This is a genomic window from Amycolatopsis sp. NPDC024027 (assembly GCF_040638975.1).
Classification (GTDB): domain Bacteria; phylum Actinomycetota; class Actinomycetes; order Mycobacteriales; family Pseudonocardiaceae; genus Amycolatopsis.
Window position 1 is genome coordinate 302396 of the sequence record NZ_JBEZYY010000003.1, and the last position, 20588, is coordinate 322983.

Genomic DNA, 20588 nt, shown 5'->3' on the forward strand with positions numbered 1-20588 from the left:
GCATGACGACGACGTCGAGCGCACAGCGCGTGCGGACGGGCCGGATCACGTTCTTCGTGGCCCTGGCGGTCTTCGCGCAGGAGTCGACGTGGAACCTCTACGACTCGCAGGTTCCGCCGCTGCTGCGCGAGCACATCGGCAGCGCCGCGCTGATCGGTCTCCTGATGGGGATGGACAACGTGCTCGGCATCTTCCTCCAGCCGTGGATGGGGAACCGGTCGGACCGCACGCGCACCTCGTGGGGCCGGCGCATGCCCTACCTCCTCGTCGGCATGCCCGTGGCGGCGCTGCTGTTCGTCGTCATCCCGCACGCCGCGGCCTCGTTGCCGCTGCTGATCCTGACGATGTTCGGCTACGCGCTCGTCGCGAACTCGTTCAAGCCGATCGCCGAATCCCTGCTCCCGGACTTCGTCCCGCCCGAGCGGCGCAGCCGCGCCAACGCGGTCGTCAAGATCGCGGCCAGCCTCACGGTGATGGTCGCGGCGCTGATCAGCATCTTCCTGATCGACACGCACCCGAAGCTGTCGTTCGCGATCCCGGCGGTCCTCATGGTGGTGTCCTTGGTCGTGCTGGCCGCGAACGTGCGGGACAGCCGGTCGTCGGCCTACCGGACGGCCGTCGACGAGGAACGGGACCAGCGCGGCCCGGCCGCGCCTGCCGGGCGGGTGCGGGACACCGTGCTCGACATCGTGCGGGACGCCGACCGCAGCCGGCTGCTGCTCATCGCGTCCATCCTGCTGTTCGGCGGCGCGTGGGCCGCCTCGCGGGCGCTCATCACCCCCTACGGCATGGAGGTGCTGGGCCTGTCCCGCGGCGAAGCGGGCGGGCTGACCCTGCCCAGCGGCGTGGCCTTCATCGTGGCCGCCTACCCGGTGGCGCGGCTCGCCGAACGCTTCGGCCGGCTGCGGGTGATGACCGTCGGGATGACGGTCTTCGCGGCCGCCCTGGTGCTCGGCACCGTGGTCCGGACGCCCGCCGGGGTCGTCATCGGCCTCTGCGTGGCGTCCGCGGGGGCCTCCGCGTTCCTGGTCAACGCCGTCGTCGTCCTGTGGAACCTCGCCCCGTCCGACCGCGTGGTCGGGACCTACACCGGGCTCTACACCGTGGGTTGGGTGAGCGGCGGCTTCCTCGGCCCGGCCGCCGTCGGCGGCCTGGTCGACCTGACCGGCTGGTCCCTGCTGCTGCTTCACGTCGCGATCGTCGCGCTCCTCGCCGTGCTCGCCGTCGCGCGCGTCGGTGCCCTGCAGCGCCGGTCGTCCGCCGGGCGTGCGCTGTGAAAGCGCCCGGGCTCATCGGCTACGGGCCGAACGAAGAGAAATGAGGGACATGGACAAAGTGCGCGTGCTGGCCCCGAGCGGGATGCTCGGCGCCGGCTGGGACCACGCGACGGTCGAGCGCGGCATCGCCCTGGGCGCCGACGTCATCAGCATCGACGCCGGCTCGACGGATTCGGGCCCGTACTACCTCGGTGCCGCGACGGCCAAGACGACGGCCAAGGCGGTGGCGCGCGACCTGCGCAGCCTGTTCACGGCCGCCGCGGGCGCGGGCATTCCGGTGATCGTGGGCTCCTGCGGCACGAGCGGGACCGACCGCGGTGTCGACTGGGTCGCCGGGATCGCCGCCGGCGTGCTGGCCGAGGAAGGCCTGGACCTGAAGGTGGCGCGGATTTACAGCGAGCAGAACGCGCCCGAGCTGAAGGAGTACCTCGACACCGGCCGGATCCACCCGCTGCCCCCGCTGGGAGAGCTGCGGGCCGAGACGCTGGAGAGCTGCACGCACATCGTCGGTGCGATGGGGCACGAACCGATCGTCGAGGCTCTGCGCGCCGGCGCCCAGGTCGTGCTCGCCGGCCGCGCCACCGACACCGCGGTGGCGGCCGCCTACCCGCTCATGAAGGGAATGCCCGCCGGGCCCACGTGGCACGCCGCGAAGATCGTCGAATGCGGCGGCCAGTGCACGAGCAACCCGCGCGCGGGCGGGGTGCTCGCCACCATCGACGCCGACGGTTTCACCATCGAGCCGCTCGATCCGACGGTGTCGTGCACGCCGATTTCGGTGGCCGCGCACATGCTCTACGAGTCCGCGGATCCGCATCAGATGCGGGAGCCCGCCGGTACCCTCGACGTCCGGGACGCGCGGTACACCGCGGTCGACGACCGGATCGTCCGCGTCGAGGGGTCGAAGTTCGACGTCGCCGGCCAGTACACGATCAAGCTCGAAGGCGCCCGCACCACCGGCTACGAGACCGTGTCGTTCTCGGCGGTCCGGGACCCGCTCATCCTCGCCGACATCGACGCGTGGGCACAGCTGATGCGCACGATGATCACCCAGCGGGTGGGGCAGACGCTCGGGCTGGCGGGCGACGAGTACGCCTTCGATCTCCGCCTGTACGGCCACAACGCGGTGCTGGCCGACCTCGAGCCCGAGAGCGGGCCGCCGCGCGAGGTCGGCGTGATGCTGCTCGTCAACGCGCCCGACCAGGCGACGGCCACGGCGGTCGCCAAGGTCGCCAACCCCCTCATGCTGCACCTGCCGACGCCGGGGATGGACTACCTGCCCAGTCTCGCGTTCCCGTTCTCACCCGCGGAGGTCGAGCGCGGCGCGGCGTACGAGTTCGTGCTGAACCACGTCGTCGACTGCACCGGCCCCACCGACCTGTTCCGGACCGAGCTGGGGGAGAAGACCCGTGCCTGAAACGACTCTGGCGGATCTCGCGTACGAGGTCCGTTCCAAGAACGCGGGCCCCTTCTGGGTGACGATGGAGCTGTTCATGCGCGACACCGAGGGCTACCGGATCGCCGCGGACCTGGTGGACGAGCCGATGATCGCCCGGTTGTACCGCTTGGCGGAAAGCACCGTCCGGATCTTCCGGATCCCTTCGCTCAACGTCGTGAAGATCTCCTTCCCGCGCCCGGTGAGCCAGGGCTCGCTCCGGGACCGCGACGTCCACGCGGGACAGCACCACGTCCCGCTGGCCCGCGTCCCGGTCGTCGTCGGCCGCGTCTCGTGATCCGGGTCGCGGACCTGCCCGCCACGCACCCCGGCCGCCGGCTGCTCACCAAGCGCACCCCGTTCTTCGCCGCACCGGACGAGCCGCGCTGCAGCTACTGCGCTTACGTCCCCACGAGCTGGACCCCGGACGCCGAACTGCCCGTCCTGGTGGCCGTGCACGGGACCGGCCGCAGCGTCGGGGAACTGCGCGAGGGGCTCATCCCTTTCGCCGAACAGCACCACGTCATCGTCGTGACCCCGCTGTTCCCGGCCGGCATCGACGATCCCGACGACGTGCACGACTACAAGCTCGTCGACGCCAACGGAATCCGGTTCGACCGGGTGCTGCTCGGCATCCTCGAGCAGGTCCGGCTCCGGTGGAACGCGCGGGTCGGCACCGTGTTGCTGTGCGGGCACTCCGGCGGCGGCCAGTTCGCCCACCGCTTCCTGTACCTCCACCCGGACCGCGTCGCCGCCGTCGCGGTCGGCGCACCCGGCGGCGTGACCTTGCTCGACGGCTCGCTCGCCTGGCCGGAAGGCATCGGCGACACCCGGCAGCGGTTCGGGATCACCGTGGATCCCGGTGCGGTCGCCCGGGTGCCGGTGCTGCTCGTCATCGGCGGTGACGACGACGGGCGGGCCGACCTGGCCGCCATGGGCGACCACGGCCGCAGCCGGCCGGAGCAGCTCGACCGGCTGGCCGAAAGCCTGACCCGCCACGGCGCCACGATCCGGCGGGTCGTGGTCCCCGGGGTGGGGCACAGCGCCGCGGGGACGCGACCGCCGGTCGTCGAATTCTTCACCGGTTTGCTGCCCGGATGATCGGCCGGCGGCCCCGCCCCCTGTCGGGAGCGGGGCCGCCGGTCACGCGGTCAGTTGACGTACACCGAGTAGCCGATGCCACCCGACCTGGTGCCGTCGGCCGTGTTGCCGCGCACGATGACCGAGTAGATGCCCCGGTCCGGTGGGGTCCACGTCATCGTGCCCGCACCCGAACTGTCCGCCGGCACGGTGGACTCCGCTGTCACGGCGCCCCCGTCGTCCCGGACGGAGTAGGTGTACGAGACGATGCCCGGCATGCCCGGCGTGAAGGTGAACGTCCCCGGCACACCGGCACCGCCCGACCACTCGCTTTCCGGGTATTCCTTGGACGACACGTACGGCGCGCTCAAGACGCTGAAGTAGTACGTCTTTTCCTGCGAGGAGACGTTGCCGGCCGTCACCGTACGCACCCGCAGGTCGTGGGAGGCCGAGCCCTCCGGTGGCAGCGGCGGAGTCCATGGCAGCACGGCGCGCCCGTCCTGAGCGGCGATCTGCTGGAACGGGCCCCAGTCGAGCGAGTACTCGAACGCCACTGCGCCCGGCTGACGGGCTTCGAAGGTGAAGGTGCCGGGGAACACCCGCGCGTTCGCCTGGAACTCCTTCGAGGTCACCGCCGGATCGTTCGTCACCGTCCACGTGAGGTTGTCCGTCGCCGACCACACGCCCGCCGTGTTCTTCGCGCGCACCAGCATCTCGTAGTCGCCGATCTTCGGCGGGGTGTAGCTCACCCTCGCGGTGTTCCCGCTGACCGGCACGGTCCACCTGGTCGCCGGGTCCGCCGTCAGCCAGTACTCGAACTCCACGGCGTTCGGCATCGGGGTGGTGAACGTGAACGTGGCGGCTCTGCCCTCCGTCGCGATGTCGCCCTCGTGGCCGATCTCCGGTCGCCAGGTTTTGAGCGACAACCGTTTCTCCGTCACCGGGGACAGCCCGCCGGACGCGTCGCGGGCTTGGACCCGCAGGAGGTTCTGGTCAGCCGAGGTGAACTCGACCGGCAGCGTGGTGGTTCCGCCGGCGTTCGCCTTGACCGTCCACTTCGTACTCTCGGCACTCGCGAACCAGTAGTCGTACTCGACGACGTCCGGCATTCGCGGGGTTGCCGTGTACGTGGCCGAGGTGCCCAGGTCGACGTTCTCGGGTCCGCTCACCACCGGTGACGCATCGACGAGGAACCGGTACTCCCGGTCCGGCGACGTTGCGCCCGAGGCGTCGGTGCTGCGCACGAACAGCACGTGATCACCCCCGGTGGCCGGCGTGATCGTCACCTCGGCGACGCCGTCCTGGCCGGCCCTGACCGTGGCGGGCGCGCCGTCGTCCAGCCGGTAGTCGTACGCCACGACGTTCGGCATCCCCGGCGCGAACCGGAACACGCCCGGCACGCCGATGCCGCCGTCCGGGCCGCCCCGCGGCGGGTAGCGGTCGGACGTGACCGTCGGCCGCGTCTCCTTGACGATGAACGAGTAGTAGGTGCTGAGCGAGAGGTTGCCCGCCCGGTCCCACGCCCGCACGACCACCGACTGCCAGCCGTTGGCCGTCGGCGTGAAGCTGACAGTGGCCTTGCCGTCCGGGCCCGCGGCGATCTCCCGCGTGCCCGCGCCGAAGTTGTAGTCGTACCGCACGACGTCGGTGGAACCGTTGGGGGAGAAGGTGAACTGGCCCGCCACGCCGACCCCGCCGCCCTCGGCGTTCGCCGGGTACGTCGCGGAGAGGACGGCCGGCGCCTTCGGATCCGTGCGGTCGACGGTGAACCGGCACGGGCCCACCGTGGACGACTTCGCACCCCAGCTGTCCTGGGCGTACACCTCCCACGCGTAGGTGCCGTCGGCGAGGGCCGAAGTGTCCGGGTACGCCGCGGCGGAGCTGCCCGACCCGGTACCCGTGTGCCGTTGCGACGGGGCCGCGACCGGCCACCACGTGAACTGCCCGGACGTGAAGTCGCCGTCCGGATCGGACACCTGTGCGCTCAGCTTCAGCCGGCGGCTCGCCATCGCGCCGGTGCCGTCCTTGGCACAGGGTTCGTCGTTGGCGCGGAGGTCGGCCGGCGTCGCGGGCGGCGCGTTGTTTACCACGCGCAGCGTTGGCGGCGCCTCGATCAGCCGATAGAACGCCGGGTCCGCCTCGTGGGCTTCGGCGACGCGGAAGCCCAGCGTGAGGTGCCGGACCTTGTGGTCGACCGCGTCCCGCACCGCGGTGGTGACGTCGAAGGTGGCGTCGTTGTCGAGGCAGGTGCCGTCGGCGCCCCTGGACGCCACCCGGGTCCGCTCCGCCGGGCGGTTCCGCCAGGTCGACTGCTGGGTGTAGGCGGAGGTCCGCCACACCTCGGTGGCGCGGCCGTCGCAGCTGACGTAGTGCGTCTCGCCGGCCGACAGGAGCACCGTCGTGAACGGCGCACCCCGCAACGAGCTCAGGTCGAAGTCCACGTAGGAGCGTTGGAGGTGCGGTGTGTTGTCCCAGGTGCCGATCGGCAAGCTGCCGGACGGCTTGAAGTAGGCGGTGGCCGGTGCCGCCGAGTCGACGTAACCCCAGGACGTCGCGGGCAACGTCACCGCGGAACGCTGCTGACCGGCGGTTCCCGCTGCCGCCATCGCACCATCGGTGCCGGTGAGCGCGACGCCGAGCGCCACGGCGAGCAACGTCAGTGATCTTCGTAAGGTCATGCTGGCCCTCCCCTGTTGCAGGCATGCACGGCGTACACGCCTGAAGGGGAGGATCGGTTGCACTATGGTTCAGGCCGCTCGAGTGTCCGGCTAGAGGGGGAAGATCCGGGACGACGCGTAGTCAGGGAAGAGGCGCGGGTTCTGCCAGGCAGTGGGGTGAGTTTCCGAGGGGTGGAGCCGACCGTCGAGGAGGTCGGCGGCGCGGTTGAGCGGCTCGTGCCCGCGTTGCGCGAGGATTCGCCGCCGCTCCCCACCCGACCGCGGCCCTGGCCGAACGCGGAAGCCCGGCCCGCCGGTCGCTTCGGCCGCGCCGCCGGCGAGGGCCTGCCGGAGCACCCTCCGTCGTGCGCGGGTTCTGAAGGAAGTTCTGCGCGGAGGTACACGGATCGCGCGCGGCAGCAGTCTTCAGAGTGATGGCTGACTACGAGGACTTCGTCCGGACGCACCTACCGCGGTTGCTGCGCTACGCGACGATGCTGACCGGGGAGCGGGAGCAGGCCGCTGACCTGGTGCAGGACGTGCTGGTCAAGGTGTACCGACGGTGGTCGCGGATCAGCGACGCCGAGCACCCCGACCGTTATGTCCTGCGGATGGTGACCAACGACTACCTGTCCTGGCGGCGCAGCCGCTCGGCGCGGCTGATCGCCGTGGGCGACCCGCCGGACGAGGCGCGGCCGGATGACTTCGCGTCGGACCACGCGGCACGCGAGGACATGTGGCAGCGCTTGGCGCGGTTGCCGCGGCGCCAGCGCGCGGTCGTGGTGCTCCGGTACTACGAGCAGCTCGCCGACGCCGACATCGCCGGCCTGCTCGGCTGCGCCCAGGCCACCGTGCGGGCCCACGCCCGCAAAGCCCTGACAACCCTGCGACACGGCCTGAGCATCGATCGGATGGCCCAGGCCAAGGAGAGCTGATGGACATCGAGAACCTGATCAAAGATACCTTCACCGCCCACGAGCCCGACGCGCCCGACAGCGACCAGGTACTGGCGGCCACGCGTCAGCGCCTCGACCGCAGGCGCGCCGTGGTGAGCCCTCCGCTCGCGGCCGCCGCCGGGGTGGTCCTGCTCGCCCTGGCCGCGGCCGCCGTCGTCGGGCTGAACCGGCCCGCGCACGACAACCAGGTCGCCACGGGCGCCGGCCGGACCAGCGGTCCCGCCGCCCTCCAGGCACCGGCCGAGGCGGCCATCGCGGAGCTGACCATGCCCTACTCGCTCGGCTGGCTGCCGCCGGGCAAAGCGGACTACCTCGCGCGCCGGATCAACGTCGGTGGCAGCGCGGCGAACTCCGGCAAGCCGGTGTACGGAGGCGAGTACATGCTGACCGTCACGTCCGGGCCTCAGGTCCTGCTGGTGGACGTGCAGGAAATGCGGATGGTGCCGGTCGAGCAGGCCACCTTCAAGTCCGGTCCGGGCAAGCCCGTCACCATCGGCGGGCGGGCCGGCGTGGAGAGCTCGCACTCCGGCGGCCCGGGCGGTTACGAGCTGTACCTGACCCACCCCGAGGGCGGCTCGCTGTACGTCAACGTGGCCGCGCAGCCGGGCAGCACGGCGTCGGCGCAGCAACTGATCGACGCGGGCCGCCGGGTCGCGGAGAACGTCACCTTCCCGGGCAAGACCACGGTCACCCCGGCGTTCGGCCTCGGCAAGCTGCCCGACGGCCTGCGGATGTGCGCGTTCGACGTCGAGAAGAACGGCCCGGGCGGTCCGCGCACGGGCTACTCGCTGGGCACGTGCAGCACCATGCCGCCGGTCCAGGTGCGCATCGGCGAGGCCGGTCAGGTGAGCGGCACCGAGGGGCAACCGGTCCAGGGACACGCGACGCGCTACCTGGACGAGAACGGTTACCACACGCTCTGGATCCTCAAGGCCGTCCACGACGCGCCGATCGCCGTCGCGGGTCGCGGCGCGCAGGCGGAGTTGTACGCCATCGCCGACCACCTCGTCCTGCCCCACTGAGGTTCCGTGGGTCCTCTTCGGACGCGACCGAGGAGGACCCACGGTCGGCGGCAGCCTCCGGCGGAGGCGACTCGGTGCCGGAGGTGGTCGTCGGGTGCGGTGTGGGCGATCCGCACGGCCTGGCTCACCAGGTCGTGCAGTGCGTGGACACGACGGTGGCCATACGCGGCGATGAGCGGCTTCTGGCACCTCCGTGGCGTGGCGCGTGACGGCTTTGCCGACCTCCCGGCGGGCTCGGTGACGCCAGCTCGGCCGGGGGCCGGGCTCCTCGGCTGCCGGAAATTCCACACCGGCGAGGTCGAGCAGGTTTCGCAGCAGGGCCTCGTACTCGGCAGGAACGGGTCGCTCAAGGCGCTGATCGGTCGAGTGGGGTTATCGACCGTCAGAAGGGTCGCTTGTTCAGCGATGGCTCTCCGCGGCAGAAGCGGATGTCCGATCGATGTCCGTGTAGAAGGAGCGGAGGGTGGCCGCGAGCTGCTCGGGGGCCTCCATCGCCACGTAGTGGCCGATCCGTTCGATCTGAACGGCGGTCACGTCGGTGGCGACCTGCCGCAGCGTGGCGGGCGTGAAGTTCGCCGAGCGGCCGCCCACCGCGAGAACGGGCAGGTCCAGTTTGCGGGCCGCGAGCGTGCGGAGTTCTTCGCCCTCGGAGAGCAGTGATCGGTACAGGCCCGCGGCGCCGGCGAAGGCGTCGGGCCGGGCGTAGGAGCGGACGAGCTCGTCGATGTCGGCGTCGGTGAACGCGTCGGGGTTCGCGGCGAGGGACGGGATCGCGTAGTCGGTGAGGAACTGCCGCTCACGTCCGGTGAGGAGCATTTCCGGGATGCCGGGGGCGGCGAGTACGCCGATGTGCCAGGCGCCGCCGTGGGTGACGTCGGCGAGCATCTCGGCGCCGAAGCCCGGGAGTCCGGTCTCGATTCCGGTGTAGCTGCGGACGAGTTCGGGGTGGGTCGCCACGACCCGGAACGTCGTGGGGCCGCTGATGTCCTGGCCGGTGAGGTGGACGGGGCCGACGTCCAGGCAGGCGATCAGGTCGCTGAGGTCTTTCGCCGCGGTCGCGCTGTCGTGCTCGCGCGTGGCGGTGGCGGAGTCGCCGAATCCGCGAAGGTCCACAGCGAACACCCGGTGGTGCTCGCCGAGCAGGGGGATCAGCTTGTGGAACACCCACCAGGTCTCCGGAAAGCCGTGAACGAGCAGCACGGGAGATCCGGCGGTGCCGGCGGCGACGTAGTGCAGCTCGGTGCCGTTGAGGTCGACCCGGTGGTGGTCGACACCGGGAATGGTGGCGGCGAGGCGGTTCATGAGATCCCTTCGGGCAGATAGACAAGTAACTTGTCGAACCCTACAGGATAGACAAGTGCCTTGTCTATGTGGCCGGCCTCGTATGATCGGCCGCATGGCGCAGTCCAGCGGTGCCGAGCTCGCGCTTCTGCTGCTCGGCGGGTTCCACTCGATGGTCGACGACGTGAACGTGGAGCTCGCGAAGCGCGGCCACAAAGGCGTCCGCCCCGTGCACGAGTTCGCGTTGCGCGCGGTGGCGGCGGGTGCGGACACGGCGTCCGAGCTCGGTCGCCGGTTGTCGGTCACCAAACAGGCGGCGGCGCAGACCATCGCCGTGCTGGAGGAGTTCGGCTACGTCGACCGCGAGCCCGACCCGAGCGACGGACGCCGCAAGCGGGTACGGGTCACCCCGCGAGGCCACGAGCTGATGGCCATCGGCGGCGCCCTGTTCGACGACGTGCGCAGCCGCTGGGCAGCCCGCATCGGGCCTGAGCAGCTCGAGACCCTGGAAGCGCACCTGGCCGAGCTCACCGAGCGCCGGTCGTTCACCGCGGAAGACTTGCAGGACTGAGCCCGAAGCTGCCCATCGCTTCATGTCCGCTCGTCGGCAGGAGCGCGCGTTCGGCACTCGGATGGGGTAGAGGGGGGCGGAGATCTGGCAAGCCCTTGTGGTGAGTTCATCGGTGCTGCTGGTCGTGGTGGCGTTGGGCGGTGACGACGTCGATCGTGTGTTGCCGGATCCAGCCCAGGAACTGTTCCAGTGACTTGGTGAGGCCCTGGCCGAGTGGCGTGAGTGCGTAACTGACCCGCGGCGGCGTGGTGGGCTCCACTGTTCGCGCGACAAGCCCGTCCCGCACCAGGGTGCGCAGTGTTTGGGACAGCATCTTCTCGCTGATCCCACCGATCGTCGCATGCAGTTCGGAGAAGCGCCGCGGGCCATCTCCCAGTGCCGCCAAGATCAACGTGCCCCAGCGGGTGGTGATGTGCTCGAGCACCTCGCGCGCCGGGCACTCGCTGTTGAACGCGTCACCCATGCCCTGCCAGCCGTCCCGCCCAACCTGGGAACCTACCTCCATATCCGGAGCTTACCTGGAGGTAGGTCCTTTCGATCAGTAAGCTGTGGATCTACGCTCCCCGCATGGTCACAGTAGTTTTCGGAGCCAGCGGCAACGTCGGTCGTCATGTCGCGGCGGGCCTGAGCTTGGTGGGCGAGAAGATGCGGTTGACGAGCCGGAAGCCGCTCCCGACGGGCTTCCCGCCGGGAGCGGAAGTCGTCACGGCCGATCTGGAGCGCCCCGAGACCCTGCCCGCCGTTCTCGACGGTGCGCAGCGCGTGTTCCTCTACGCCAAGCCAGAAGGAATCGACGGCTTCGTGACGGCGGCCGAGTCCGCCGGCGTGGGGCACGTGGTCCTGCTGTCGTCCGGGTCCGTCATCCGCCCCGATGCCGTGCACAACCCCATCGCCCGGGCACACATCGCCGTCGAGTCCGCCCTCGAGAACTCCAGCCTGGCATGGACATTCATCCGGGCCGGGATGTTCGCCACCAACACCCTGTGGTGGTGGCGGAACTCGATCCGCGACGAGGGCACCGTCCGGGTGCCCTACCCGGAAGCGCTGACAGCGCCCATTCACGAGAAGGACCTGGCGGCGCTCGCGGTGACCGCTTTGACCCGGCCGGGGCACCGCGGCCACGCCTACGCCGTGTGGGGGCCCGAGTCACTGTCCATCCGGCAGCAGGTACGCCACATCGGTGCCGCCGTCGGTCGCGAGATCACCCTTGAGATGATCTCGGTCGACCAGGCACGCGTCGAACTCGGCAAGACCATGCCGCCTATCGGGGTCGACGCGATCTTGGCCGCATGGCAGGCCGGAACCACCGCACCGCCGCAGGTATCGACCGTCATCGCGGACGTCACCGGCCGTCCAGCCCACACGTTCGCGCAGTGGGCCGAAGACCACGCGAACGATTTCCGCTGAGATGGCACGGACGCTCACCTTGCGATCGCGCCTGAACGAAGCCGTCCAGACCTACCCTGACATCCGGTACTCGGCATGACAGGGCAATCGGATGATCGACAGGGTAGGAAGAGGGCGGCAACGCAGTACCCGACGTGTCCATGACGACGGGGCGGCGGCTGGACGTCGTTGGCTCAGTCGGCGGTCGGCCGCGGTGAGGGCTGGACCGCGCTACGCCAGGCCGTCCTGAGAACTTCCAGTTCGTGTCGGGGGAACGGACAGCCCCAGAGAGTTTGGTAGCCGGCCTCGCCCAGGTCGTTGGCGACGGTGTCGAATGCCCTGAGTACGGTTCTGGCGAGCGTGGTCGTTGGCTGCTCGCTTTGCCAGAGCAGACTTCCCTCGTGTTCCGGTGTCTTCCAGTCGGCTGCTTCGACAAGGCGGATCGCGATCGTGTTCGCGCGACGATGGAAGAACCAGCGGTACACGGTGGGTTCGGCCTCGAACTCGGCCTGGGTGTGGGTCTCATGGAGGATGATCCTGGCGACGGCCCTCAGCAGCTGCTCGGGACCGTCGGTGACGTAGGAAGCGAACGCCTCGGCGCTGGTGTGCTCGTCCTTGACGGAGCAGAGGGCCCAACCGTGGTGCTTGATCGTCCAGGCAAGTCGCACGTCCGGCATTCTGACCGGAAACGAAGCGCGCCGTCATCCCATTACCACCGTGGGGTTGCCAGCGGCAGCGGCGTCCGCCCATCGGCACGAGCAGATAATTCGTTGGGCACGGCCTGCTGAGATGACGCCGGAAGCAGCTCTTCTCGAGGGGCCGTCAGGGCCAGGTGTGCGCCGAGGCGGCGAACGTCTCGGGCTTGCTGTGCACGGGCACCACGCAGAGCAGGTGGCCGCCCGGTGCACGTAACGTGTGGGCATCCAGCCAACCGGATACCGGCTCGGCACCCAAAGCTGTGAGGCGGGCAACCTCCGCGGCCAGGTCGTCGGTCTCGATGTCGACGTGGTAGCGCGGCGCATCGTCCTCGACTGCCTGGACGACGGTGAACAGTTCGGGCACGGCGCCGACCAAGACGGTGAACTGTTCCTGTCCCGGCGCGGGATGGGCCGGGACGCCCAGCGCCGCGGACCAGAAGTCGGCTGCCGCGCCGGCCTGGGAAGCGGGTGCGTCGATGAGGATCCCGACCAGTCGACTGCGATGCATGGTCTCGACGCTATCCACAACTCAGGAGCCTGGCAAAGCTCGTCGGACCAGCTCCGGTGTCAGCACCTGCGTCGTGGCCGCCACCTGATCTCGACGGCTTGACCAGTTCAGGCTGCCTGCGACACGTCGGGCAGTAGCCATCCGCTCATGCTGTCGTTCGCTCCTCGGCAGGAGAGGACGTTTCGAGTGGCGGCAGGAGCCGGCGATGCGGCGAAGACGACCGAGACCGCCGCGGTGCGCGGCGCCACGCTCGCCACCCGGCGGATGGCTCCGGACCTGCCACGGGTTCGGGCCGGGCCGGTCACGTGAGAAGTCGAGAAGGCCGGCACATGCACGCTGCCGCCGTCTCGTCCCGGGCGGTGAGGCTGATGGACGGCAAGGCGCTACCGGGGCGACCCCGCGTGGCTGCGTGCCGACGACGATCCAGGAAGTCCACCGGCCGATGCCTGCGCTGTCGAATGCACCGGACGCGCCGGTTTCAGCTGTGGCTGCCGGAGCTGAGGGTCGCCCAGACGACCTTGCCGCCGGACCAGCGGCGGCTGCTGCCCCAAGCCTGTGCGGTCTGGGCGATGATGCGCAGGCCGAGTCCGGGGTCGCGCAGGTCGGTGCGCTCGATGAGCGTCGCGGGCCGGGGACTGTCGTCGGCGACCGAGATCGTCAGCAGGTCGCGGCGGAGGTCGAGGCGTACCTCGGGTGCGGACGTGGTGTGCCGAAGCGCGTTGCCGACGAGCTCTCCGACGATCAGGGTGCCGTCGTAGACCAGCGTCGGTATGTCCCAGTTCGCCATGATCTCCCGGAGGAACGCGCGGGCGAGCTGCGTCGCGCTGTCCGTGCGGGGAAACGCCCGCACGGCCCACCGGCGGATCGGGATCGCCTGCTGTCGTTCGGCTGCCTCCACGTCGGTGTGCACGGCGACGAACCGGTCGATGCCCGAGCGGTGGAAGGTGTCCCGGTGAGCCGGCTGCCGGGTGATCAGGGAGAACGGAATGCCGGGCCAGTTGCCGATCCGGCGGGCGACCAAGGGGAACACAGCGGCCGGGGACAGTTCGCCGATGCGCAGCCCGTCCACGTCGGCGATCAAACCGGGTGGACCGTCGGCCGCGACCTTCAGCAGGCCGTCGCGCAGGAACCCGTAGCCGGAGAGGTCGAGTTCCCCGGTGACGGTGACCAGGGTGCTGGCCAGCCGGGCCGAGGGCTCCAGCGTGACACTTCGGTCACGGCGTCCGGTCACGTTCCCCCGCTGCCGGATCGAGGTCGGGAGTCCACCGTCTCAAGCTACTCCCCGCCGAGTCACCGCGATACCGGCTGGGTGGCGGCCGGGGTCTCCTCCATGAGCAGCAGGGCGCCCTGGCTCTGGCCGCCGGCGGACCGCAATGCGCTGCACAGCAGCCGGACGACCGCGGGCCGCCCCCGGCGGTTGATCGCCTTCAGCGTCAGTTCGGCCTGGAAGCCGGCGTCGGCCAGTGCGTCGCGAACGGCCGGCCGGAGCTCGGTCAGTGGCAGCCCGATGTCGAGGTTGAGCAGGTGCGTGCCCTCGGCCTCCTCGCGGCGCACTCCCCAGAGGTCCTCGGCGCCGCGGTTCCAGGCCCTGATCCGCATTTCGGTGTCGATCACGACGATCCCGGCTTGGATCGAGGTCAGCACGGACTCCAGGAAGTCGTTCAGCTCGTCCAGTTCGACGCTGCGATCACGGAGGGCGTCGTTGATGGTCTGCAGCTCGTCGTTGGTCGACTGCAGCTCTTCGTTCATGGTTTCGAGCTCTTCGTTGGTGGACTGGAGCTCTTCGTTGGTCGTCTCCAGTTCCTCCACAGTGGACTGGAGCTCTTCGTTCGTGGTCTCGAGCTCCTCGTTGGTGGACTGGAGTTCCTCGTAGGCGGATTCGAGCCGGCGGTTGGTGTGTTCCAGTTCCAGCAGCAGCAGATGCGCCCAGCTGACGTCGTGGAACACGATCGAAACGCCGAGCAGGCTCTTGTCCCGGCCCACCAGCGGGTTCACGTGCACTTCGTACCAGACCGTGTCGCTCCCGCGCCGCCACTCGACGTCCTTCACCCGCAGCGACCGCCGTTCCAGCCGAGCTTGCTCCACGTAGGGGCGCAGGCCGACCGGCCGGTAGGACACGTCGAGGTTCCACAGCTTGCGCCCGATGTCGCGGTCGTTGAGCCCGAACGAGAGCTCCGCCTGCCGGTTGATCAGGGCGACCACCTCGTCGGCGGTCACCACCAGCTGGGCCACCGGGCTCGCGGAGAAGGCGTGTTCCCGCAACTCGTCCAGACCCGACCCGTCGATCGGCCTCCGCCCGGGAGGACCGGGGGAGGCGAGATGGCTGTAGCCGGCCGCGCTGCCCGCCACTTTGCGGAAGACGCGCCGTTTGAGGTCGAGCGGCTCGAAGATGCGGGAGTGGCTGAGCAGCATCTCGGCCTTGCCCAGGAACATCAACCCGTGTGGTGCCAACGCGAAGTGGAACCGCTCGAGGATCTTGGTCTGCGTCTCGGCGTTGAAGTACATCAGCGTGTTGCGGCACACGAGCAGGTCGATCCGCGAGATCGGGGCGTCCTGGACCAGGTCGTTGCGGCCGAAGATCACCGACCGGCGCAGATCCTTGCGGAAGCTGTACCGGCTGCCCTGGAGTTCGAAGTACTGCTCCAGCTTGTCCTCGGGCAGCCCTTCGATCTCAGCCGGGGTGTAGGTCGCGTGCCGGGCCTGGGTGAGGGCTTCCTCGTCGACGTCGGTGGCGTAGATCTTGACGCGCTGCCGGAACGCCTCGACGCCGATCGCGTCGGCGAAGGCGATGGCGAGGCTGTAGGCCTCCTGGCCGGCGGCGCAGCCGGCGCTCCACACGCGGATCGGCTCCGCCGGGCTGCGCTCGGCCAGCAGCGCCGGGATCGCGTGGCCGCGCAGGTACTCCCAGGCCTCCGGGTCGCGGAAGAACCCGGTGACGTTGATCAGAATGGTGTTGAACAACGCGACGAACTCGTCGGCGTTGACCTGGAGCTGGTCGATGTACTCGGCGTAGCTCCCGGCCCCGGCCTGGGTCATCCGGCGCTGGACCCGCCGTCGCAGGCTGCTGCGCTTGTAGCCGGTGAAGTCGAAGCCCCGCGACTCCTTGAGGTACCCGAGAACCGACTCGAATTCACTGTCGTCTTCCGGCTGGGACTCCGTCACGCTCCGCACGCTACCCGCCGAACTCGTGGTGGGAGCGGCCGCGCCGGGCCAGCACGGCCCAGACGACCTTGCCCCCGGTCCAGGACCGGCTGCACCCCCAGACCCGGGAAGTCCCGGCGACCAGCCGCAGCCCGAGGCCGCGGTCCTCCCGGCCGGGCAGCTCGAGCATCACGGCCGCCCGGGGATCGTCGTCGGCGACCGCGACGGTGAAGACACCGCCCCGCAGCTCCAGCCGGAGCCGCGGGCGCGATGTCGTGTGCACGATCGCGTTCTCGACCAGCTCGGTGGCGATCATCAAGGCATCCTCGGTGTGGTCCGGCACGCCCCACTGCGTGCAGACCCGTTCGACGAACGCCCGGGCCAGGGCGGACGAACGCGGCGACGCGGCCAGCAACTGCGCCGCCCGCCGCCGGAATGGCCGGTCGCGAGCCTGCTCGGCCGCGGCAACGTCGGCGTGGACCGCCACGAACCGGTCCACCGCCTGCGCCGCCAACCGGGCGAGGTGGTCCGCGCGATCGGTCACCACCGCGAACGGGATCCCCGGCCACTCGCCGATCCGCATCGCGATCAGCGAAAACACCGTCACCAGGGTGTCGTCGCCGACCTCGAGGCCCTGGATGTCGGCGACGACGCTCTCCGGCGCGTCCGCGGCCAGCTTGAGCACACCATCGCGCAGCCGCGAGTAGCCGGCCAAGGTCAAGAGGCCGGTCAAGGTCGCCACGGTCGACTCCGGCCGGTACTGCGGTACCAGCCTTAGGTCGCTTTCGGCGTTCACGAGTGTGCCTCGGTCTCCGGGGAGAAGGACAACAGGAAGCGGCGCAGCGTTTCCGCGGCGGTCGCGCATTCCCGGGCGGTGCCGGCGTAGCGGCCGGTGAGACCGGGGTGCCCGCGTGCGGCGGCGTCGTGTTGCATGCGCCGGGCGAGGGCCGTTTTTTCGTCCAGCGAGCGCAAGGCCGTCCCCAGCGCACGTTCCAGTTCGATGTCGCGCGCGGCCAGCAGGGCGTCGGCCGACCAGGCGTGACCGATCCGGCAGCGGTACCGGCCGGGCTGCCGCCCGATCTCGAGCAGGGAGCCCTGACAGTCCGGGCAGCTGTACCCGGACGCGGCCGCGACCTCCTCGGCGACCGCGCCGCGCCGGACACCGTCCCGCGCGATCCGGTCTTCCAGCAGCAGAGCCGGCGAGGGCGGCTCGACCGGCTGCGTATCGGCCGCCGTGCGGACCACCTGGTCGAGCACCTTGCCGAGCACGTCGGCCGGGTAGACGTGATCCGTGCGCACGCAGGCGAGGGCACTTTCCGGCATCCCCGGGTAGAGGGCGTCCGCCGGGTCCTGCACCATCGCGAGACCACCGCGTTCCACGACCGCGCCCAGACCGGCGGCGCCGTCGTGAAGAGCACCCGAGAGTATGACGCCGATCGCCCGCGACCCGGCGGCGACCGCCGCGGACCGGAAGGTGGCGTTGATCGCGGGGCGGTGCCCGTTCTCGGTGGGACCGTGGCTGAGCATGAGCGCGCCGCCGTCGATGAGCAGGTGGTGATCGGGCGGAGCCACGTGGATCACGCCCCTGGTGAGCGGCGCGGCGTGCGTCGCCTGGACCGCCCGCAACGGCCCGGCGCGGCTGAGGATCTGGGGGAGCGCGGTCGGCGCGCCGGGAGCGAGGTGCATGACCACCAGCACCGCGGCGGGGAAGTCGTCGGACAGCGACCGCACGGTCTGGCGCAGCGCGTCGACACCACCCGCGGAGGCACCGATCACCACGACATCGCGTCGGAGGGCCACGGCGGTCACCTCCTCACCCCAGTCACGGTAGTCGCCTGCGGGTGACTTCGCCGACGGGGGAATCGGAACACGGGGCTCGGCTCCTGCCGGGCGGTCACGACTCGAGGACATCCCGCGAGGCGACCGGGCCGGTGCCGGCCCCGCCGCGCAGGCGAGTGATCCGGTCGAGGATGTCGCGCGCATCGGCGTTGCCGGGATGCCGGGCGGCGGCCGCGGCCGGCGGTGACATCCGTTGCTTCGTCCGCTCTGACCGCAGTTCGGTGGCCACGTCGATCGCCTGTCCGGGACGACACCGGACAACATCAGGTCCGCGTGAGGCAGCAGCAGTTGCACGGTGCCACGGCAGGATCCGCCGCCGTACTGGTAGTCAGCGCCCGGAATGCCCGGTGGTGGCCTCGAGCCTGTCGACGTCGGCCGCGCCGATCCTGATGCCGCGCGGGTGTCCGGCTGGTGGCTGGACGGGCACGGGTGCCTGCTTACTCTCCGCCGGGCGCGGCATCTGAGTGCTTCGAGGGGGTGTTCGCGCCGCCCAGCACTCCGGTCGTGGACAGCACGACCCCGGTGGCGGTCTCCGCGATCTTGGTGGCGGCGAGGAAGCCGGCCAGCGCCAGTGCCCTGCCCAGCCCGGGTTCGTCGCCGTGCCGCACCCGAAGATCCTGCTTTGGACGCCGTGGTTCCGGGGCGCTCACACCGCGCTCTTCCCGGTCTCGACGGTATTTGTCCTGCATGAACGCCCATTGCAGGCGCACGCCCATGATGCGACCTCCCGAACCTTGCCAAGGGATCGTGCACCGCCGGGGTCCGGGACGAGACACCTTCTCACCGAGAGGTTACCGAGCCCGCACAGATCGTTACTCCGCCGAACGGTCGAACTGAAACCCTTACCTGACAACGATTTGTCGCCGGCGCGGGGTCTTTTGCGTGCGTGTGCAGATTCACGCGAGTACGGAACCGTCGTTCTCCGGCAATCGTCGGCGCCTGGGAGAAGCTCTCGATCGACAGCACCGTCCACACGGGAACCGCAAAACGCCCAGGAGGACGCGGTCGGATGCGCTGGGCATCCGCGAAGGGGCCTTCGGGTACCGGGTGATCCCGGTGATCGGGCCGGCGTTCCTGGCGCAGGCGTCGGCGTCGATGGCACTTGCCTTGCGACGGAAGAAACGCCGTCTTGACTTCGATGACGGAATCTGCGGTTCTCCGTCTCCGTTACGATGAGTGCGTTGTTGTCGTTTCCGATGGTGCCGGGGCGTTGTCCGCCCGTGCCGGATATCGTGTGGTCGCTCAGTGCTGCCGAGCAGGGGTCACTGACCCTCGGGACCAAGACCACCACCAGGTACCGCATCGTCGGCCGCTCACGACTGGTGGGGGCGGAGATAGCGCGCACCTACCTGTACTGCTGGCTCGTCGCCCCCTTGGTCGGTGCCGGCCCGGCCGCGCTCCTGTTGTCCCAAGCCGACGGGACCGAGTTCCTGGTCAAGTCTGGCCGGCCGGTCATCGAGGAGGCGAAGGATCTCCGGCGCGGAGCCAGGTTCGGGGAAGTCCCGCCGGATCCGGCGTTCCAATCGTGTTTCGCCCGTGGTCATGGGTCTCATTTCAACCTCCCCGGTGCCCGGCGCCCAGAGAATCGACCCGCCGCCTAACTCGCCCCCGTGGACCACCTGACCGCGTGGAAGTGGCCGTCCGCTGTGGTGGCGTAGCCTGCCACCTGTCCGTCGTCGTTGACAGCGTAGGCGTTGGCGTCCTTGCCGTCCGCGAGCGGGGCGAGCCGCGAGACCGTGCCGTCGGCGTCCCACCGCGCTGGATGCCCGGTGTTGCCCGAGGTGAACGACAGGCCGGCCATCACCCCGGAGGCCGCGATGCCCGACGCCCAGCTGGTGGCGTCGCCCGGCAACGGGTTCAGCAGGGTGATGGCACCGGCGCCGTCCCAGCGCGCGACGCGAGAGGTGTCCGTCGTCTCGTAGCCGGAGACCACGCCGTCGTTGTTGATCCCGGTGGCGATGCTGGTCGACGAGCCGGAACCGATGCCCAGCGCGACGATCGTGCCGTCCGGGGCCCACTGCACGGCCCTGGTGCCGGGGCAGCAACCGTATGAGTAACCGACGATCGTGCCGGTGTCGTTGATCGAGTTCGCCTGACTGCTGCTCTGGCCGGGAAGAGTGCCGAGGTTGTCGATGGTGCCGTCGAGGTTCCACCGCACCGCGTGCCGGACACCGTCCGGCTGCTGGGAGAAGCCGACGATGACGCCGGCGGAGTTGATCCCGCGTGCCTCGCTGGCGATGTCACCGGGCAGCGTGCCCAGGTCGTCGATGGTGCCGTCGAGGTTCCAGCGCACGGCGTGGGTGTGGAAGTTGTGCGCCGCATCCCGCATGCTGCCGTGGCCGGCGATGACACCGGCGTCGTTGATGGCCATCGCCGTGCTGTCCACTCCGGTGGGCAGGATGCCGAGGTCGGTGCTGGTGCCGTCCGGGTTCCAGCGCGCGGCGTGGTCGCTGATTCCCACCGCGGACTCGCCTACGACGGTTCCACTCGAGTTGATCGCGAAGGCGAAGCTGGAGCTGCCGCCCGGGAGAACGCCGAGATCGGTGACCTGCGTGGTGGCCGTGGCCGGCGCCGGGAGGACGACAGCGCCCGCCAGGAGCGTGACGAGGCTGCCGACCGCCAGGATGCCGGCGCGCGACAGTACTTGTGGACGTGCCATGGACGTTCCCCCAAGACGTGACGCGTGCCGATTGCCCGCACGCGGTGGCGTTCCGCACCAAGTCAAGCGGTGACCAAC

At 70.2% G+C, this 20588-nt stretch carries 21 protein-coding genes; 9 read left to right on the forward strand and 12 right to left on the reverse strand.

Going from position 1 to position 20588, the window contains the following annotated elements; translation table 11 throughout:
* The first annotated feature begins 2 nt into the window (after nt 1–2).
* The 4 genes from AB0F52_RS10705 to AB0F52_RS10720 are packed head-to-tail and all read left to right on the forward strand — an operon-like array spanning nt 3 to nt 3813.
* Nucleotides 3–1277, forward strand: a complete 1275-nt coding sequence (locus AB0F52_RS10705; protein ID WP_360167566.1) for an MFS transporter — start codon at nt 3–5, stop codon at nt 1275–1277.
* Between the two features lie 49 nt (nt 1278–1326).
* A complete protein-coding gene (locus AB0F52_RS10710; RefSeq protein ID WP_360167569.1) occupies nt 1327–2694 on the forward strand; it encodes an acyclic terpene utilization AtuA family protein in 1368 nt (455 codons plus the stop codon).
* Entirely contained in the window at nt 2687–3010 is a 324-nt protein-coding gene (locus AB0F52_RS10715; RefSeq protein ID WP_360167572.1) for a DUF4387 domain-containing protein, read from the forward strand. The genes AB0F52_RS10710 and AB0F52_RS10715 overlap by 8 nt, the downstream gene beginning before the upstream one ends.
* Nucleotides 3007–3813: an alpha/beta hydrolase gene (locus tag AB0F52_RS10720; protein ID WP_360167575.1), complete on the forward strand. Its 807-nt coding sequence runs from the start codon at nt 3007–3009 to the stop codon at nt 3811–3813. The genes AB0F52_RS10715 and AB0F52_RS10720 overlap by 4 nt, the downstream gene beginning before the upstream one ends.
* Nucleotides 3814–3863: 50 nt before the next feature.
* On the opposite strand, the gene AB0F52_RS10725 is transcribed toward AB0F52_RS10720, so the two are convergent.
* Nucleotides 3864–6470, reverse strand: coding sequence for a hypothetical protein (locus tag AB0F52_RS10725; RefSeq protein ID WP_360167578.1), 2607 nt, complete (start codon nt 6468–6470; stop codon nt 3864–3866).
* A gap of 413 nt (nt 6471–6883) precedes the next feature.
* Here AB0F52_RS10725 and AB0F52_RS10730 point away from each other — a divergent pair, with 413 nt between their 5' ends.
* Entirely contained in the window at nt 6884–7384 is a 501-nt protein-coding gene (locus tag AB0F52_RS10730) for a SigE family RNA polymerase sigma factor (protein ID WP_360167581.1), read from the forward strand.
* Complete coding sequence (locus tag AB0F52_RS10735; RefSeq protein ID WP_360167584.1) at nt 7384–8427, forward strand: hypothetical protein; 1044 nt, start codon at nt 7384–7386, stop codon at nt 8425–8427. Before AB0F52_RS10730 ends, AB0F52_RS10735 begins: the two co-directional genes overlap by 1 nt.
* A 399-nt stretch (nt 8428–8826) precedes the next feature.
* On the opposite strand, the gene AB0F52_RS10740 is transcribed toward AB0F52_RS10735, so the two are convergent.
* The gene (locus AB0F52_RS10740) at nt 8827–9729 is read right to left on the reverse strand and encodes an alpha/beta hydrolase (protein WP_360167587.1); all 903 of its coding nucleotides are present in this window, start codon (nt 9727–9729) and stop codon (nt 8827–8829) included.
* 94 nt (nt 9730–9823) lie between these two features.
* Between AB0F52_RS10740 and AB0F52_RS10745 the strand changes: the two genes are divergently transcribed.
* On the forward strand, nt 9824–10279 hold the full coding sequence (locus AB0F52_RS10745; RefSeq protein WP_360167590.1) for a MarR family transcriptional regulator: 456 nt from the start codon (nt 9824–9826) through the stop codon (nt 10277–10279).
* Between the two features lie 106 nt (nt 10280–10385).
* Here the strand turns inward: AB0F52_RS10745 and AB0F52_RS10750 are convergent, their stop codons facing one another.
* Entirely contained in the window at nt 10386–10742 is a 357-nt protein-coding gene (locus AB0F52_RS10750) for a helix-turn-helix domain-containing protein (protein ID WP_360167593.1), read from the reverse strand.
* A gap of 104 nt (nt 10743–10846) precedes the next feature.
* Here AB0F52_RS10750 and AB0F52_RS10755 point away from each other — a divergent pair, with 104 nt between their 5' ends.
* Nucleotides 10847–11686, forward strand: coding sequence for an NAD(P)H-binding protein (locus AB0F52_RS10755; protein WP_360167596.1), 840 nt, complete (start codon nt 10847–10849; stop codon nt 11684–11686).
* 173 nt (nt 11687–11859) lie between these two features.
* Here the strand turns inward: AB0F52_RS10755 and AB0F52_RS10760 are convergent, their stop codons facing one another.
* Together AB0F52_RS10760 and AB0F52_RS10765 are read right to left on the reverse strand one after the other, a co-directional pair.
* Nucleotides 11860–12333, reverse strand: a complete 474-nt coding sequence (locus AB0F52_RS10760) for a hypothetical protein (RefSeq protein WP_360167599.1) — start codon at nt 12331–12333, stop codon at nt 11860–11862.
* Nucleotides 12334–12487: 154 nt separating this feature from the next.
* Complete coding sequence (locus tag AB0F52_RS10765; protein WP_360167602.1) at nt 12488–12889, reverse strand: VOC family protein; 402 nt, start codon at nt 12887–12889, stop codon at nt 12488–12490.
* Nucleotides 12890–13057: 168 nt separating this feature from the next.
* On the opposite strand from AB0F52_RS10765, the gene AB0F52_RS10770 reads away from it, so the two are divergent.
* Nucleotides 13058–13180: a hypothetical protein gene (locus tag AB0F52_RS10770; RefSeq protein ID WP_360167605.1), complete on the forward strand. Its 123-nt coding sequence runs from the start codon at nt 13058–13060 to the stop codon at nt 13178–13180.
* Between the two features lie 169 nt (nt 13181–13349).
* On the opposite strand, the gene AB0F52_RS10775 is transcribed toward AB0F52_RS10770, so the two are convergent.
* The 7 genes from AB0F52_RS10775 to AB0F52_RS10805 all read right to left on the reverse strand — a co-directional run bounded on the left by AB0F52_RS10775 (nt 13350) and on the right by AB0F52_RS10805 (nt 20510).
* Nucleotides 13350–14102 carry an ATP-binding protein gene (locus tag AB0F52_RS10775; RefSeq protein WP_360167608.1) on the reverse strand — a complete coding sequence of 251 codons (753 nt, stop codon included), beginning with the start codon at nt 14100–14102 and terminating at the stop codon, nt 13350–13352.
* 59 nt (nt 14103–14161) lie between these two features.
* A complete protein-coding gene (locus tag AB0F52_RS10780) occupies nt 14162–16033 on the reverse strand; it encodes a CheR family methyltransferase (protein WP_360167611.1) in 1872 nt (623 codons plus the stop codon).
* A gap of 10 nt (nt 16034–16043) precedes the next feature.
* On the reverse strand, nt 16044–16754 hold the full coding sequence (locus AB0F52_RS10785; protein ID WP_360167614.1) for an ATP-binding protein: 711 nt from the start codon (nt 16752–16754) through the stop codon (nt 16044–16046).
* 50 nt (nt 16755–16804) lie between these two features.
* A complete protein-coding gene (locus AB0F52_RS10790) occupies nt 16805–17812 on the reverse strand; it encodes a chemotaxis protein CheB (protein WP_360167617.1) in 1008 nt (335 codons plus the stop codon).
* A gap of 94 nt (nt 17813–17906) precedes the next feature.
* Nucleotides 17907–18041 (reverse strand): hypothetical protein, encoded by a 135-nt coding sequence (locus tag AB0F52_RS10795; RefSeq protein WP_360167620.1) that lies wholly within the window; start codon nt 18039–18041, stop codon nt 17907–17909.
* Nucleotides 18042–18288: 247 nt separating this feature from the next.
* The gene (locus AB0F52_RS10800) at nt 18289–18567 is read right to left on the reverse strand and encodes a hypothetical protein (RefSeq protein ID WP_360167623.1); all 279 of its coding nucleotides are present in this window, start codon (nt 18565–18567) and stop codon (nt 18289–18291) included.
* An 881-nt stretch (nt 18568–19448) separates the two neighbouring features.
* Nucleotides 19449–20510, reverse strand: a complete 1062-nt coding sequence (locus AB0F52_RS10805; RefSeq protein ID WP_360167626.1) for a hypothetical protein — start codon at nt 20508–20510, stop codon at nt 19449–19451.
* Nucleotides 20511–20588: the final 78 nt, after the last annotated feature.

What these genes read in the sequence shown, in the direction of transcription:
- AB0F52_RS10705 (WP_360167566.1), top strand. Translation starts at nt 3, where the DNA reads ATGACGACGACGTCGAGCGCACAGCGCGTGCGGACGGGCCGGATCACG.
- AB0F52_RS10710 (WP_360167569.1), top strand. Translation starts at nt 1,327, where the DNA reads ATGGACAAAGTGCGCGTGCTGGCCCCGAGCGGGATGCTCGGCGCCGGC.
- AB0F52_RS10725 (WP_360167578.1), bottom strand. Translation starts at nt 6,470, where the DNA reads ATGACCTTACGAAGATCACTGACGTTGCTCGCCGTGGCGCTCGGCGTC.
- AB0F52_RS10730 (WP_360167581.1), top strand. Translation starts at nt 6,884, where the DNA reads ATGGCTGACTACGAGGACTTCGTCCGGACGCACCTACCGCGGTTGCTG.
- AB0F52_RS10735 (WP_360167584.1), top strand. Translation starts at nt 7,384, where the DNA reads ATGGACATCGAGAACCTGATCAAAGATACCTTCACCGCCCACGAGCCC.
- AB0F52_RS10740 (WP_360167587.1), bottom strand. Translation starts at nt 9,729, where the DNA reads ATGAACCGCCTCGCCGCCACCATTCCCGGTGTCGACCACCACCGGGTC.
- AB0F52_RS10745 (WP_360167590.1), top strand. Translation starts at nt 9,824, where the DNA reads ATGGCGCAGTCCAGCGGTGCCGAGCTCGCGCTTCTGCTGCTCGGCGGG.
- AB0F52_RS10750 (WP_360167593.1), bottom strand. Translation starts at nt 10,742, where the DNA reads ATGGGTGACGCGTTCAACAGCGAGTGCCCGGCGCGCGAGGTGCTCGAG.
- AB0F52_RS10755 (WP_360167596.1), top strand. Translation starts at nt 10,847, where the DNA reads ATGGTCACAGTAGTTTTCGGAGCCAGCGGCAACGTCGGTCGTCATGTC.
- AB0F52_RS10795 (WP_360167620.1), bottom strand. Translation starts at nt 18,041, where the DNA reads ATGTCACCGCCGGCCGCGGCCGCCGCCCGGCATCCCGGCAACGCCGAT.
- AB0F52_RS10800 (WP_360167623.1), bottom strand. Translation starts at nt 18,567, where the DNA reads ATGGGCGTGCGCCTGCAATGGGCGTTCATGCAGGACAAATACCGTCGA.
- AB0F52_RS10805 (WP_360167626.1), bottom strand. Translation starts at nt 20,510, where the DNA reads ATGGCACGTCCACAAGTACTGTCGCGCGCCGGCATCCTGGCGGTCGGC.